Below are 14,504 nucleotides of genomic sequence, written 5' to 3' on the forward strand. Positions count from 1 at the left end.
TTTCGAATAGTCTATTAAATGGTAGCCAAGTAGCGTAGGACGTTGATTGAAGGGACAAAGAAATAACCCCCACCCTTCACCGTGATTACTCTAGGCATGTTTTTCACCGTCCTGTTTACAGGTAAATCTTGAATGGTAAAATTCTGTTCTTCCTCAGGATCTGGATTCTCCTTCACTCCCAAAATCGGATCAGGGTCATTGTAGAGCTCCTTATTTTTGGGAAGGTTTGACCAAGTATATTGGAGAAATTCGAACTGACGGCTGATGTCAGCATTGAAACAAATAAAGAGTAATCCTACCTCTCCCGTAGGTGATGTATTCGTAGGTGAACCTTCATAGATCTGCCCATAAAGTCTAGCTCGTCGGATGATTCTATGCTGCTTACTTAGCTTGAGAGAGGTATGCCTGTTGTGATCATCCACGCTATCTCTTGGATTTTGTCTCCTTAGATGTGAACCAAAAGGGCACTTCAAGCCATCCTTATCAAATTTGGCATACCCAAAATCGTTGATGTCACTATGAGGGCCTGGGTCTTTATCTGGAAAAAGCGCAATGGGGCCTCCGTTTTGCCATCTACCCACGAATTTTGCACCCAATTTCAAGCTCTCAGCTTCATTGATAGTCCCGTCTGGATTCCTCGTGTTGTCATTCATGAAATTCCAAAACTTCGCTACATCCTGATCCAGCTGACGCATCACCATAAATGTCCCGTCTTTCCCAATGTCCTTCAGACCGCTTCCTCCAGCATCAGAAGTGAGTAGATTAGTGTTTCCTTGCTCTCGTCTCAGCAGCGGAGTGTCTGGATATACGCCGAATTCATTTTTGTAGCCAAATAAAAATTCACCTGCTTTGATCACATCATCCTGGTTACCAACTCTGCCCGATCCTTCTATGATGGGCTGGGAAATCCCATCCCTAAATCCAAAGTGCTCTTTGTTATCGGGCTGCGTTTGCCCATCTATATGAAACAACTCCAGCAAGCCATTTTCTTCAAACTGTGCCGCCAGCTCAGCATAATAGTCAAGACAGACAAGTTTATCTTTTCCCAGATCGTCCTTAGCTGATTTATCATTTCCGAAAACCATCAGACAAATGTGAATCTCCTCATGATGTGCTGCCCCCCAAATCCAATGCTCAGGGCTGCTGGAATCAGCATCTCCAAGAAGCCTTGATCGATGTGGCGAGACCATTCCCTGGCGAAACTCCCGAGAAAAAGAGCCCAGATTATCTTCATCCAAACCCAATGCTCGCAAGCCGTCATGAGTGAAGGCTATGTTCAGATGAGTAGGTGAAATTTTCGATTTGTCATGTATCCTCTCGGCGGAAGTAAATTCCTGCCAAGTGGTGGAAAGCCATTTTTTGGTCGCTTCGGCGTCAGTAATCTTCAGGTAAACAAATCTAGAATACAACATGTGAGCATAACCTCGGATGAGGTAACCCTGAATATTTTCAAGTTCTAGCAAGGTGATATCCATAGACTAAATGAGTTTTAGAAAGTTGGCGGCTTGACGCTCGGTATGAGTTTTCGACAGCTGAACTCTGATTCTGGTGTTGTTATTGACGTTTTTGATGGAAAGATCTGGATAGGCCGAATACCAGTAATTGGTTACTAATTCAGAGTTTCGACTCCAGGCGAGGAAATATTCTTCCAGGTAAGCGCCGCCAGTGATCAAAAAATTAGTCTTAGGGAAAACCTTGGTGTTGGAGAAAATTCCAGTCAAGCCCCATCCGCTATTATCAATAAAATCCCCCAGGTATTGTTGCCAGCTTCCGTCGAAATTCGAAAAAAACAGAACTCTGGAATTCTTTTCAAACATGACCCACTTGGCAAAGTGAATCGTAGGAATACCCATGAGCTTCCCTTGATTGAAAATCATCTTGATCAGGAAATTGGATAGCATGAACATGAATTTGATGGAAATGAGCCTGACGTTCCCTTCCTTCATATCTACTAGCTGGGTGAATTGATTTTGATTTTGCCAATCCTCATATTTTTCCAACTCTGTCAAAAAATCATCGTCGAGTTGACTTCTTTTACGAGTGAAGTTCACATCTTTTCGTTCGTAGAAAAAATGGAGAACAAGCATCCAACAGATCAATATTGGCAGCCAAATGGGCAATAAAAGGATAGCTAGTAATCCAACCAGAATCAGGACAGGATAGTTGATTTTGGGCATGGCGATAGGATCGTCCTTCAAGAAATCAAATTCTGTGGATGAGGTCAGTTGAGTTTTGATCGCTTCTACTACAGTTTGTGCCGAAACTCCTGTCCAAGATCTCGAATCCAAGAACGCCCGAATGTAATTTCGTAGCTTTTTTTCCTTCCGGATCTGAAGGACGGACCTTCCTGGCGCACCGATATAGACGGCAGTATCTTTGATCACATGGTCGTGAAGAAATGCTTTTCTGGCTTGGTCAGTTATGATATTTAGCGGTGGGTAATCAGTGCAAAAAACATAGATCAAGTCGAGGATAGTACTTGATTTTTCGCAAATCTTGGACAACATTTCCGCCTCCTTCCCATCGTAATCAATTACAAAAAGAAGTTTGGGTTCTCTTTTTTGATCATCATTTATCCATGATTTCCCATGATCTATCACCACCCATCGGGCATAATGTATCAGTGCTAGCTCATCAAAATCCCTTGCGATGCCTTCCTGAGCATTGTGTTTGACCTCTGCCAGTTGGGACAATAACTCCTGAACCCTATCAGGAATCACCGGTACGAGGATAGTAATCGAGTTTTGCTTCATATAGATTGTGTTAACCTATAGTTGGATTAAAAATCAGTAAAAAAACACTTAGCTTTTGGTAAACTAAACTCCAAAAGATTCCCTATTTCATTCTTCACTCTTCATTCAAAAATCTGCCTGAATGAATACTATCAACTCATTTTTCAAGGTAAGATATCCTTCTCTGAACAGGTGAGAAAAAATCTAATACGAGCTACTTAGCTATGCCTCTTTCAATATAAAGTTAAAAATTCAATATCCCAATCCTGGCAAAAGTGTAATTTCTAACTAAGAATATTTATATCTTGAAACATCCCAAATGAACTAGTGGTAGAGGGAATGCTAGAAACTGTTGGTAATTTTCGTTGGCAGACACTTACTAAATCTTCCCCACCAAATCGTAATTTGTAACCATAAACACCGTAATCACCCACTCAAACCATAAACGCTATGAAAGTCTTAAGCCTAGTTGTCCTGTTCAGCATTTTCACGTATTTCGGAGCATCAGCCCAGAACTGTATGTCTGAAGCTAACATTAAAGCGTTGGATGCTCGATGGGAACAGGCTAACCTCAACCCAGATCCGGAGTTTATCGAAAATTTACTGTCTGACAATTTTACCTGGGTTCACAATCATGCAGGGACCATAGATACCAAAGAAAAAGCAGTAGATCGTTCCAAAAAGCAAAAAGCTGCAGGAACTTCCAATACCCGCTCGAGAATTCAAAGCGATGTGAAAGTGGCGATCACTGGTAATACCGCCATCGTCACTGGTTTCACCGTGGTAGACAGGGATCCAACTACCATCAAATACCATTTCATGCGTACCTATGTGGAAGTGGACGGCAACTGTCTGCTTGTCGGCAATCATACCATGGCGGTTACAGAAATGGAATAGAGTAATATGATTATCCGCTTTTCTACCAGTAAGGTGGAATAAGCAATGTATCAAATGTTAAACTTAAGAATTGAGGCCGCTTCGGTCATCGGTCTTCCAACCGGACAAAAGTCTGAAGCCCCCTACCCGAACTGCAGACTAGTGCGACCAGAATGGCCTTAATCACCGATATTTATTGGGTTATCCAAATTCACGTTGGCTTTTGATTCTTTGCTGTTAAGTAAGCGGAGAAACAAGTTCAATTAAAACTTAAAATAATTCCCTCCCTGCTAGATTAATTCAATTTTTCATTTTTACTTTGTGATTCAAAGTACTTTTAACTATGCGAAAACCAGAACAAGAATTAGCTGACATCAAATCAATGATGGAGCGAAGTACGCGCTTCCTTTCCCTCAGCGGATTGGCAGGAATACTAGCAGGTATCTATGCTTTTGTAGGTGCAGGTATCGCTTGGTACTGGATTTACCTCCCAGGCAATGAGTATGTAAGTGCCACTCCTGTTATTTCTAGTGCTGATTTACAGGTCAACCTATTGGCAGTAGCCTTTATTGTTCTAGTGCTAGCGATAGGAACTGCCTACTTACTTAGCCAGAGCAAAAGCAAGCGACAGTCGCAGAAGCTTTGGTCTCCAGCCAGCCGACGATTCCTACTAGGTCTGTTTGTCCCGGTAGTGGCAGGCGGATTATTTTCTTTTGCGCTGATACAGGAAGAAGCCTATCAACTCATCGCATCTGCCACCTTGATCTTCTACGGGCTGGGACTTATTAATGCGGCTAATTTCACACTAGGTGAAATAAAAAATCTTGGCTTCGGCCAATTGATCCTGGGAATCATCGCAGCTATTTTTCCTGAGTTTGGTCTTGTGTGCTGGGCGTTAGGATTTGGTGTTTTGCATGTGATCTACGGATCCATGATGTATTACAAATACGACAGATAAGGTGCGCGGAAATTACGATAAGGCATTTGAAAATGTGGTCAGACTGCGTGTCATGTCCATCTTGATGGTCAATGAGGCATATGATTTCAATAGCTTCAAGGAACTTCTGGATGTGACCGATGGCAATCTTGCTTCCCATTTGAAAAGCTTGGAAAAGCAGGAATACATCAGTGTTAGTAAGTCCTTTGTAGGAAGAAAACCACTCACCAATTATTCTGCTACCGAGGAAGGGAAAGTAGCATTCCAAGAGCATCTGGAATTCCTGGAAAATTTGATCAATGAAAATAAAAACTGAAAAAAATTTACACATTCACTTTGTAAATCAAAGTACTTTCAAAAATTACATTTCTCCTATATGAAGCAGCTTAATGAATACAAACAAAACCGCTGGTACTATATATTTTATATTATTTGTCGTGTGCTGCTTGCCTATGCATTCCTAGTGGCAGGTATGGTGAAAATTCTTGGTGAGCGATTTGCCAGCGGCTTATCCCCTTTGCATCCCATGGGGGCATATCTGGAAGCGCTTCATCACACAGGATATTACTATACCTTCATAGGAATAGCTCAAGTGATCGCAGCAATTTTTCTACTAATCCCTCGAACAGTCACTCTGGGAGCTTTGCTTTATCTGCCGATTATCGTGAATATTTGGATCTTATCCTTTGCCGTTCGCTTTGAAGGATCCCATGTCACTAGTCCGCTCATGGTACTAGCCAATTTATATATTCTAATGTGGAACTATGATAAGTGGAAGTACATCCTCCCTTTTGGTGATTTAACCAAACAGGTCAATTACAAACAACTAAAAAAACACGATTCAAAATTCCCTTTCATCTTCTTCACAGGAGTACTCGCCACCTTCATTCTAGTGATTTTATATGGCATCTATGGACATGAGGTAATGCCCGAAAACTCGTTAAAGGACTGTAACTCCCAGTTTGTTGGAAAAGATCATCAGGAAGCCGGCGCCGCATTTTGCGAGTGTATTCATACCAGCGGCAATCCGCTGGATGACTGCCTGGCAGCTTATGAAAATGCTAAATTATAATCACTCATTCTCTTTGAAATCTCCCTACCATTAAAAACACTAAACAACTTATTCTATGCGCGAATCCATTCTCAGCCACCTCGACGACGCAGCCTATCTGGAAGCTTTGTACAGAAAAAATAAATCAGAATTCAAGGAAACTTTCAAAGCCCTTTATCCTGCTATTGAAAACAACAACGCTGCGAGATTTTGGCATGAACGCCTGAACTATGAATCAAATTCCATTGCCTGGGGAACTCTGTCAGATTTAATTTTCGTGGTCATCGCCACCCTACTAGCGGGATTCGTCGCCAAAATGCCTGATCTATTTTCGATCTCTGATGAGTTTTTCTTCCCAAGAAATATAGGCTTCATCGTCTTTCCTTTTTTGACGGCATTTTTCATCTGGAAAAATAACGTGAACATCAAAACGGTAGGGATCTTAGCTGCTAGCCTAGTTGGAAGCCTAATTTTCATCAATTTACTTCCGGACAACCAAGACAGTGACACCTTATTTCTAGCTTGCATTCACTTACCTATTTTTCTTTGGATGCTGCTGGGAGTGGCATTCTCGGGAAATGAACTGGGGAATTTCAGGCAAAGACTGGAATACCTCCGATTTAATGGCGATGGTATAGTCATGATCGGTATTCTCGCCATTGCCTGTGGTCTAGTGACGGCAATCACTTTCGGCCTCTTCGAACTGATAGGGATCAATATCGAACCCTTTTTCGAAAATTACCTGATCGTTTTTGGACTTCCAGCTGTACCGATTGTTGCGACGTTTCTTACCTACATCAATCCTCAGCTAGTCAACAAAGTATCTCCTATCATCGCCAAACTTTTCAGCCCAGTAGTTTTGGTGATGCTGCTGGTGTATTTGGGGGCAATTATTTACTCTGGAAAAGACCCCTACAATGACCGTGAATTCCTGCTACTTTTCAACTCCCTACTGATCGGCGTAATGGCGCTGATTTTCTTCTCAGTGGCAGAGGGATCTACCCAAAAGATGTTGGGCATCGATTTTTGGGTCATTTTTTTATTATCCATGGTCACCATTTTGGTGAACGGCATAGCGCTTTCAGCTATCTTATTTAGAATCGCTGAATGGGGCTTTACACCTAATCGATTGGCTGTGCTGGGAAGCAATGTCTTGATGCTGGTACATCTGCTGATGATCGCCTTTCATCTCTACAAGACCATCACAAAAAATTCAGAGAAATTAGCTATAGGCAAAGCTATAGTCATGTATATCCCCGTTTATTTGGTTTGGGTAGCTATCGTGCTATTTCTGTTTCCATTTATTTTTGATTTCCAATAAATCAATCCCTCGCTGACGTCATTCACCAAGAATGATGTCAGCAGTTTTTTGCAGCAATCGATTAATTGGTTATAATTTGGGCTTAGACACCAAAACCATAGCTATTCATGGATATTTTTACCATCATCACCATTTTGACCGTCCTCTCGGCAGCTTTTGCATTTATCAATACCAAATTTTTGAAGCTGCCTTTTACTATAGGTTTGATGATCATAGCGATTATTTTCACCTTAGCCATTCACCTAGTGGGTAGTGTCAACCCTTTCATCTTAGAAGAAGCCGAGCTGTTGATGCAGTCAATTGACTTCGAAACGGTACTCTTGGATGTGATGCTGAGTTTTCTGCTTTTTGCTGGAGCACTTCATACCAAGCTGGATGCGTTGAAAACGCAGAAAGCTCCCATTGCATTATTTGCGACGATCGGGGTGCTTATTTCTACTTTTCTGATCGGCACGATGATGTATTTCCTGTTTTTGGTTTTTGACTATCCGATTGATTTTATCTACTGTTTACTTTTTGGTGCACTGATCTCTCCCACGGATCCTATCGCTGTATTGGGTATTTTGAAAGACGCCAACGCACCAAAAAAACTAGAAACCAAGATCGTGGGCGAATCCCTATTCAATGACGGTGTCGGAGTAGTGGTATTTATCGTGATTTTCAAAATCGCGCAGCAAGGTCTGGATTCGATGAGTGCCGGAGATGTGGGGCTGCTGTTTGTAGAAGAAGTTCTCGGAGGAATTTTGCTTGGATTAGTAGCTGGATGGCTTGCCTTCAGGCTGATGAAAGTGATCGATAATTTCGAAACAGAAGTGCTAATCACCTTAGCCCTGGTGATGGGAATCTCAGGTTTGGCTCAATATCTCCATGTGTCAGGACCACTTGCGGTAGTAATAGCTGGGATTTTTATTGGAAATAAATCACCTGAAAATGCATGGTCCGCAACCACTCAAAACTACGTGGATAAGTTTTGGGAATTAATTGATGTCCTGCTGAACGCCTTGCTTTTTGTTTTGATTGGATTGGAGCTGATGATCATATCTCTGGATGGCAATTATCTGATATTTGGATTAATAGCCATCCCTATTGGTCTCCTGGCTAGATATATTGCCCTGGCCGGACCGGTGGCTTTCTTTAAAAAGAGATTAGATTTCATCCCAAAAACAGGACTTATAATGACCTGGGGAGGAATTCGAGGCGGTATATCTATTGCGCTTGCGCTCTCCTTAGAAGCGGAGATGGAGCGCGAACTCTTTCTCACAGTTACCTACGTGATCGTCATATTTTCCATAATAGTTCAGGGATTGACAATTGGTCCTTTGGTGAAAAGGATCATTCGAAAATATGCTTGACCGTTTGGAAATTACTTTTCAAAGGTGATTGCCTCAGGATTTGCGCCCAACTCCTCTAAGATTTTACTGATATCCTTGACCATCGCATCTGGCCCGCATACGTAGAATTCCTGTTGGAAATCTTTGATATGGGTTCTTATAAAATCCTTATCAATCATCCCTTGTAGATGACCTCCTGCCTGCTCTTTTTCAAGAATGGAAACAAAGTTATTCCCTAGAGCTTTGCGGAAATAGGACGCCATGATCACATCCTCAGCTGTTTTATTAGCAAATAGCAAGGTATTTCCCTTCAACTCATCCCTTGACTCAAGCGACCTAAAAATCCCAATAAACGGTGTAACTCCTGCTCCGCCAGCGATAAAAACTCCCGTGCCTTTATATTGAATCGCTCCCCAGGCATCCTTGATGAGTAACTCATCGCCCACAGACAACTTGTCCATCTCATGGGTAACTCCCTTATGATCTGCATAGGATTTTATCACAAAAGCTAGGTAGTCTTCCTCGGCTGTAGAGGTGAAGGTAAATGGACGGAACTCATTTTTCCACTGCTCTTGGTTAATAGCTACCTCGGTAGCTTGTCCAGGCGTGAAGTCATAGCCAGTGGGTTTTTCCAGTTTGTATTTCTTCACATCATGCGTCAATCGCTGAATGTCGAGTATTTTCACTACTTGTGTCATGGTGTTTTTAAGGGTTGGTTATACTCTACCTTACGGATTTTGATGCATTTGTTTATTTATAAGCAGTTTTGGCGATAAGCCAACTGTCAGCAAATCCATCCCAATCCTAATTATTTCTATGATTTAGCTAACTTGCCCGCATCAAAAAAGAAAACCTATGAAACAAACAATCAATTCAAGCTTCACTCTACTTTTAGCCTTGGCTCTGGGCTTCACAGCATGTAGTTCTGAAAAAAGCCTAGAAACTTCCACAGAAACAACGGAAACAGTTCAAGAAGAATCCTCCAGTTTTGGCGGTCTAGCACTCTATACCGTAAGAGATTCGATGGCAAGCAATCCAAAAGCAACCCTTCAAGCTGTAGCGGATGCGGGATACGCTTACGTAGAAGCTGCTAATTATGCCGATGGCAAATTCTACGGAATGACTCCCACTGAATTCAGTTCCTATCTACAGTCACTTGGTTTGACTGCGAAAAGTGCACACATGGGCATGGTTAATATGGAAAATGCAGACCAACTCATCGCTGATGTAAAAGCTGCCGGGATTGAATATTTTGTAATTCCAGTTCCTCCTATGGGCATGTTTACTTTCGGACCTGAAGGTATGGGCATGAAAGGAACGCCTGAAGAGTTGGTGACAATCATGAACACCTTGGGTGAAAAATGCGCTAATGCCGGCATCAAGTTGCTTTACCACAATCACGACTTTGAATTCAAAGCAATGGAAGATGGCACGATCATCGAAGATCTACTATTGGAAAAATGTGATCCTAAATTTGTCAATTTCCAGATGGACCTTTTCTGGGTGACCAAAGCAGGCGTTGACCCATTGACTTACTTTGAGAAATATCCAGGACGCTTCATTGCTTGGCATGTGAAGGACATGAATGCAGAAGGCAACTTCGCTCCTGTAGGAACTGGAACAATAGATTTCAAAAAAATCCTAGCTGAAAAAGAAAAGTCAGGAATGGAATTTTACCTAGTAGAGCAAGACAATACCTTCGGTTTGGACCCTATGGAGGCCATCAAAATCTCTCACTCAGGATTGGAAGAAATTGGGTTTAAATAAATTCATTAGTGGTTCAATTGTCTATACTTGAACTTTTCAGTCACAAAAAGCCATTCCTAAACCGAATGGCTTTTTCCTTTTTTATAGCTAAAAAATGGCACTTGCTTTAAAAAAAACAGCTTGAGTCCTTATGAGCAATACATTCATTTACATCATAGTCGGAATAGTAATCCTACACTTTGTGATAGGTGTAGGGTATTTGATCTACAAAATCTCAGGAGGAAAAAAGAAGAATTGACACTGAATAATCAATTCTCAAATTCAAGTGTCCGCTTAAAATCCTTTAAAATTTTTCACCTCACGCCAATTTGATGACGTCAAACCTTACAGAAGGTGGATTAACTGAAAAATAGCACCAAACGTACCCTATTATTTCTCCGTCAATTTGAGCCTATAAAGTATGATCCCATCATCCTCAGTTGCTGATAAACCTGCAACTTTGGAGACTACTAGTTCACCAGCTTTGTTGACCACATTGGGGAAGTTGCTCGAAACTGGAAATGGAACGTTGGTAGCTAATTGGTTAAAATTCTTGTCAAAAATCGCGGCGAAATTCGGATTTTTTCTGCGTGCTTCTAGCCCGTCTCTAGTCGGAGGTCCTAGATCAATTACTTGTTGTTCATCGAGTCCTCTATTGTATATGGCGATGTAATAGTCGCCCGACACCAGAATATTAGTGAGATTTCCAATTCTCTTTTTCTGGTTTTCTGTAAAAAATTGTTCTGCTTTATTCAAGGGAACAGGAGTATAATCAACCCAATCTGGAATAGTGATATCAACCGTCTTTTCATAGACAAACTGATCACCGACCTTGTTATACACATAAAACCTCGGCTCAAACCACATACTTAGCAGTAGCTTATCTTTATCCAAAGTGTAAACTGGAATAGGAAAACCGTGAACCTGATCTCCCAGCAAATGGGAAGTTTCCGGCAAACTCAAAGCACCGAGCGTATCTCCAGTAATTTTATCCTGCGCTTCAATGATCGGTAGCCTGTACAAGGCTTGATAAAATTCACCCTCTTCAAAATTAACAGCCAATGATTCCGGCCATGGCTTCGGGTAATAAATCTTATTGCCTGACTCAAATACCCCAAGCTTTGGATACATCATAAATATCTGATGAGGATAGGGAATGGTGATTTCTCCTACTTTAGTGGAATCTTGAAATCTAAAGTACCCTTTGGGCGGGTTGAAAACGGTCACATCTCCCTTGAAATACCCAAGACCTAAGGCTTGCCCGATTGGATCTATCCCTTCCTCACTGAATTTATTATGATTAAGAAATTCCCCCTTAGTATTCACTTCCAGGTATTCATAATAGGAATCTGTGGCAAGCAGGTATTTATCTGCCTTGGGGTCATAGTCCATTAGCATCATCTCCCCGAGATAATCAATCTGTACCGAATCGATGATCTCCAGAGAAAAGCTTTTCGATGCAGAGGTTTTTTCAGTTTTTTCTCCACAGGAGAAGAGTCCGGATAAAAAAACCGCAGAGGAGAATAGAATAGGGTTGAGTCTCATAGAAATGGATTGATGGTAAAAAATAGAGGTTCAATTACATGATTATCAATTAATACCTAAAAAAACTAAACCAATTAACAAGCGAAAAACACTTAACAATTTTTAACCTGATCTATACATTTATCAACTTATGCACCCGATCTCGAAGCGCCGGCACCACTTCCTCCTCAAACCAGGTATTTCTTCGCCTCCACATCAGATTACGCGGGGATGGATGCACCAGAGGAATGAAATCTGGCAAATATTCCTCGTAATTTCTTACCGTCTCTGTTAAAGTCTTCTTCCTGTTTTTCCCTAAATAATAATTTAGCGCGTACTGACCAATGAGTAAAGTCAGTTTCACATCAGGCATCTGATTCCTCATCTGTCGATGCCAAGTTGGCGCGCATTCAGGTCTTGGAGGGAGATCGCCACCTTTTCCCCTGCCCGGATAGCAAAATCCCATAGGCATTATTCCAAAGAGTGATGGATCATAAAATGTTTCACGATCCACGTCTAGCCACCTACGAAGTTCATTGCCACTGGCATCGTTCCAGGGAATTCCAGTCGCATGAACTTTCGTCCCTGGAGCCTGTCCAATGATGAGAATTTTACTTTTAGGGTGAATGGTAAAAACCGGGCGCGGGCCAAGAGGCAGGAATTTCTCACAAAGGGTACATGCCTTAGCCTCAGAGACTACTGTTCGAAAACTCTCCATCACTACCTGTTGCTTGTTTTTAAAATACTTCTATTCGGGGAAAAAGAAAGAAAATAGATTGGTTTTGAATTTACTAGAGATTTTATGGTAAATTAATAGGCTACTCTATTGAAATTCAACTTATTGATTCTAAACAAATAGATGTTAACGAATGTTAAATCCACCTGATTACCACACTACGTAACTAGCAACACATCTTTCAACCATTCATCTTCCAACGCCATGAAAAACACCTACTTGCTCTTCGCACTGCTACTTTTCATTTGTGCAGGTTGCTTTTCTTCCAAGGATTATGTGACCGATTACGATTACAATTACCAGGCCTCCTTTAAAAGGTATAAAACCTTTGCATTTGTAAATCCCTCGGAAAGTGAAAATTCCACAATAACCCCAGTCCTGAATGCGACCATAGGCGCTAGGCTAGGCTCTCAGGGTTTCAGGGAAGAAGAAAGTAAACCTGATATGTTGGTGAGCTACAAAATCTTCATGGACTCTATCAAATACCGGGGATATGTACAGCCTGAGTTTGATTTTTGGTTAAGAAGAACAGGAACAGTTCCGGTGCCATCCGACCTCGATGAAGACAAGGACTTAGAACGAGATGAGACTTACAATCTGGTGCGCTACACCCAAAACCAAGGCATGCTAGTCATCTACGTGATTGATGGAAGACGAGGAAATACCATCTGGCAAGGTTACACAGCAGCAAACTTTGATGAAGAATCTCCCAATTTCCAATCCGACGTCACGCGGGCAGCCTATAGGGTTATGAATGAGTTCAAAGTCCTAATCAGGCAAATGGAATAATCTTCCGACCCAGTGAGTAACGAACGAGACAACCTGTGTAATCATTCCACAGTTTCTGCTAGAAGCCCCTTTCGCACATTGGGGCTTCTTTTTTTTACCAAAAGGGCCTCCATTAGCATTATATCTACCTTTTAAGAATATAAAATAGATTTAGCAGGTTGTTTTTGGTTATGGCAATTGCTTTGAAATAGTTGATCCAAAGACAATGAAATCAACTATGAAAAAATCACTTATCGTAACCGGACTGCTGAGCGCCACTGTGATGGTCTCTTGTGTATCCAAAAAGAAATACACGGAACTTGAAGGTAATCTTTACAAAACTCAGACAGAATTAGCTACCACAGAACAAGAGAAAGCTGAACTCGAGGAAAAGATGCAAATCATCGAGAACAGAGTAGCTGAATACAACGCAAGAATCAATTCCCTGCGTGATACAAATGATGCGCTGACCCTGAAAAATGATGGAATGCTTAGCCTTGAAGGTGCAACAGTAATGTCAAAAAATTCTAAAGAGAAAATGAAGGCAACCTTGGCCAATGTAGATCAGGCGAAGCTAGCTCAGGCGCAGACTTTAGAGGATTCTGTGAATTTGGCTGTAGAATATAACCTAAAGAAAAACATTACTGAGAATACAGTAGAAGGAGAAGAAGACGATGTCAATATCTCCATTGATCAGACGGTTGTGATGATTTCTGTTTCGGACAAGCTGCTTTTCAACACAGGTAGCTACAGAATGAACTCCAAAGCAGATCCATTGCTTGAGAAGTTGGCTGAGCTAATCAATGCAGAGCCAAGCCTTCAAGTGATGATCGAGGGACATACTGATCCACGTACGATCTCTACGGGAGTAGTTCAGGACAACTGGGATCTATCCGTAAAAAGAGCAACCAGTATTGTGAGAAAGCTACAGGAAGAGTACGGAGTAGCACCTGAAAAAATGATCGCAGCAGGTAGAGCCAGCTATATGCCTCTAGTTGACAACGATACTCCTGAAAATATGGCAATCAACAGAAGAACAAGAATTGTGTTGATTCCAGACTTGGACATGTTCTTTGCAATGCTTTAAGATAAGAAAAACCACCAACTAACTTTAACCACCACAACCGAAAAGCGGGCTATATAGTCCGCTTTTTTTATTTTTAACCGCAGTGGGCACAGAGTTTTTCGCGGAGATCACGAAACAATGTCCTGCTTCTGGAGAAGCCGGACTATATGTTTTCTCACATTTTCGGAACAATCAGGACGCGTTCCGCTGGAACGATTAAATGAATTGCGACTTCCTAGCTACGGACCAATTGCCCTCATAGGGCAAATTTTCAGGGTAAATTCAACCTTCCGTAGAAAGGTCTAGTCTGTAGAAAATGTATAAATAGTTAGTACTTTTCGTTCCGTAGGAACGACTCTTGGATTCAGATAAGAAAGCTTCTAATTCTGCTTTGTCTTGATTCTTAAATCTGACGT

14 protein-coding genes are annotated in these 14,504 nt (G+C 41.6%); 9 read left to right on the forward strand and 5 right to left on the reverse strand.

Annotated features, from left to right (window positions below; translation table 11 throughout):
• Positions 1-14: 14 nt before the first annotated feature.
• A complete protein-coding gene (locus tag ABJH64_RS12810; protein ID WP_348273988.1) occupies positions 15-1,475 on the reverse strand; it encodes a hypothetical protein in 1,461 nt (486 codons plus the stop codon).
• Positions 1,476-1,478: 3 nt separating this feature from the next.
• Positions 1,479-2,753, reverse strand: coding sequence for a hypothetical protein (locus ABJH64_RS12815; protein WP_348273987.1), 1,275 nt, complete (start codon positions 2,751-2,753; stop codon positions 1,479-1,481).
• A 429-nt stretch (positions 2,754-3,182) separates the two neighbouring features.
• Between ABJH64_RS12815 and ABJH64_RS12820 the strand changes: the two genes are divergently transcribed.
• The 6 genes from ABJH64_RS12820 to ABJH64_RS12845 all read left to right on the forward strand — a co-directional run bounded on the left by ABJH64_RS12820 (position 3,183) and on the right by ABJH64_RS12845 (position 8,269).
• On the forward strand, positions 3,183-3,629 hold the full coding sequence (locus ABJH64_RS12820) for a nuclear transport factor 2 family protein (RefSeq protein WP_348273986.1): 447 nt from the start codon (positions 3,183-3,185) through the stop codon (positions 3,627-3,629).
• Positions 3,630-3,951: 322 nt separating this feature from the next.
• A complete protein-coding gene (locus ABJH64_RS12825) occupies positions 3,952-4,566 on the forward strand; it encodes a hypothetical protein (protein WP_348273985.1) in 615 nt (204 codons plus the stop codon).
• Position 4,567: 1 nt separating this feature from the next.
• On the forward strand, positions 4,568-4,861 hold the full coding sequence (locus tag ABJH64_RS12830) for a transcriptional regulator (RefSeq protein WP_348273984.1): 294 nt from the start codon (positions 4,568-4,570) through the stop codon (positions 4,859-4,861).
• A gap of 60 nt (positions 4,862-4,921) precedes the next feature.
• Positions 4,922-5,617, forward strand: a complete 696-nt coding sequence (locus ABJH64_RS12835) for a DoxX family protein (RefSeq protein ID WP_348273983.1) — start codon at positions 4,922-4,924, stop codon at positions 5,615-5,617.
• 55 nt (positions 5,618-5,672) lie between these two features.
• Complete coding sequence (locus tag ABJH64_RS12840) at positions 5,673-6,917, forward strand: hypothetical protein (RefSeq protein WP_348273982.1); 1,245 nt, start codon at positions 5,673-5,675, stop codon at positions 6,915-6,917.
• 107 nt (positions 6,918-7,024) lie between these two features.
• Positions 7,025-8,269: a sodium:proton antiporter gene (locus ABJH64_RS12845; protein WP_348273981.1), complete on the forward strand. Its 1,245-nt coding sequence runs from the start codon at positions 7,025-7,027 to the stop codon at positions 8,267-8,269.
• 11 nt (positions 8,270-8,280) lie between these two features.
• Here ABJH64_RS12845 and ABJH64_RS12850 read toward each other — a convergent pair whose 3' ends face one another.
• Positions 8,281-8,946 carry an FAD-binding oxidoreductase gene (locus ABJH64_RS12850; protein WP_348273980.1) on the reverse strand — a complete coding sequence of 222 codons (666 nt, stop codon included), beginning with the start codon at positions 8,944-8,946 and terminating at the stop codon, positions 8,281-8,283.
• Between the two features lie 157 nt (positions 8,947-9,103).
• Here ABJH64_RS12850 and ABJH64_RS12855 point away from each other — a divergent pair, with 157 nt between their 5' ends.
• Positions 9,104-10,015 (forward strand): sugar phosphate isomerase/epimerase, encoded by a 912-nt coding sequence (locus ABJH64_RS12855; protein WP_348273979.1) that lies wholly within the window; start codon positions 9,104-9,106, stop codon positions 10,013-10,015.
• A gap of 369 nt (positions 10,016-10,384) precedes the next feature.
• On the opposite strand, the gene ABJH64_RS12860 is transcribed toward ABJH64_RS12855, so the two are convergent.
• Positions 10,385-11,539, reverse strand: a complete 1,155-nt coding sequence (locus tag ABJH64_RS12860) for a hypothetical protein (protein WP_348273978.1) — start codon at positions 11,537-11,539, stop codon at positions 10,385-10,387.
• 112 nt (positions 11,540-11,651) lie between these two features.
• Positions 11,652-12,236 (reverse strand): uracil-DNA glycosylase family protein, encoded by a 585-nt coding sequence (locus ABJH64_RS12865; RefSeq protein WP_348273977.1) that lies wholly within the window; start codon positions 12,234-12,236, stop codon positions 11,652-11,654.
• Between the two features lie 222 nt (positions 12,237-12,458).
• On the opposite strand from ABJH64_RS12865, the gene ABJH64_RS12870 reads away from it, so the two are divergent.
• Positions 12,459-13,043 (forward strand): DUF4136 domain-containing protein, encoded by a 585-nt coding sequence (locus ABJH64_RS12870; protein ID WP_348273976.1) that lies wholly within the window; start codon positions 12,459-12,461, stop codon positions 13,041-13,043.
• 217 nt (positions 13,044-13,260) lie between these two features.
• The gene (locus tag ABJH64_RS12875; RefSeq protein ID WP_348273975.1) at positions 13,261-14,109 is read left to right on the forward strand and encodes an OmpA family protein; all 849 of its coding nucleotides are present in this window, start codon (positions 13,261-13,263) and stop codon (positions 14,107-14,109) included.
• Positions 14,110-14,504 lie beyond the last annotated feature (395 nt).

This window comes from Algoriphagus sp. (assembly GCF_039969895.1).
Lineage (GTDB): Bacteria > Bacteroidota > Bacteroidia > Cytophagales > Cyclobacteriaceae > Algoriphagus.

What these genes read in the sequence shown, in the direction of transcription:
- ABJH64_RS12855 (WP_348273979.1), top strand. Translation starts at nt 9,104, where the DNA reads ATGAAACAAACAATCAATTCAAGCTTCACTCTACTTTTAGCCTTGGCT.
- ABJH64_RS12810 (WP_348273988.1), bottom strand. Translation starts at nt 1,475, where the DNA reads ATGGATATCACCTTGCTAGAACTTGAAAATATTCAGGGTTACCTCATC.
- ABJH64_RS12850 (WP_348273980.1), bottom strand. Translation starts at nt 8,946, where the DNA reads ATGACACAAGTAGTGAAAATACTCGACATTCAGCGATTGACGCATGAT.
- ABJH64_RS12840 (WP_348273982.1), top strand. Translation starts at nt 5,673, where the DNA reads ATGCGCGAATCCATTCTCAGCCACCTCGACGACGCAGCCTATCTGGAA.
- ABJH64_RS12845 (WP_348273981.1), top strand. Translation starts at nt 7,025, where the DNA reads ATGGATATTTTTACCATCATCACCATTTTGACCGTCCTCTCGGCAGCT.
- ABJH64_RS12825 (WP_348273985.1), top strand. Translation starts at nt 3,952, where the DNA reads ATGCGAAAACCAGAACAAGAATTAGCTGACATCAAATCAATGATGGAG.
- ABJH64_RS12815 (WP_348273987.1), bottom strand. Translation starts at nt 2,753, where the DNA reads ATGAAGCAAAACTCGATTACTATCCTCGTACCGGTGATTCCTGATAGG.
- ABJH64_RS12820 (WP_348273986.1), top strand. Translation starts at nt 3,183, where the DNA reads ATGAAAGTCTTAAGCCTAGTTGTCCTGTTCAGCATTTTCACGTATTTC.
- ABJH64_RS12835 (WP_348273983.1), top strand. Translation starts at nt 4,922, where the DNA reads ATGAAGCAGCTTAATGAATACAAACAAAACCGCTGGTACTATATATTT.
- ABJH64_RS12875 (WP_348273975.1), top strand. Translation starts at nt 13,261, where the DNA reads ATGAAAAAATCACTTATCGTAACCGGACTGCTGAGCGCCACTGTGATG.
- ABJH64_RS12860 (WP_348273978.1), bottom strand. Translation starts at nt 11,539, where the DNA reads ATGAGACTCAACCCTATTCTATTCTCCTCTGCGGTTTTTTTATCCGGA.
- ABJH64_RS12865 (WP_348273977.1), bottom strand. Translation starts at nt 12,236, where the DNA reads ATGGAGAGTTTTCGAACAGTAGTCTCTGAGGCTAAGGCATGTACCCTT.
- ABJH64_RS12870 (WP_348273976.1), top strand. Translation starts at nt 12,459, where the DNA reads ATGAAAAACACCTACTTGCTCTTCGCACTGCTACTTTTCATTTGTGCA.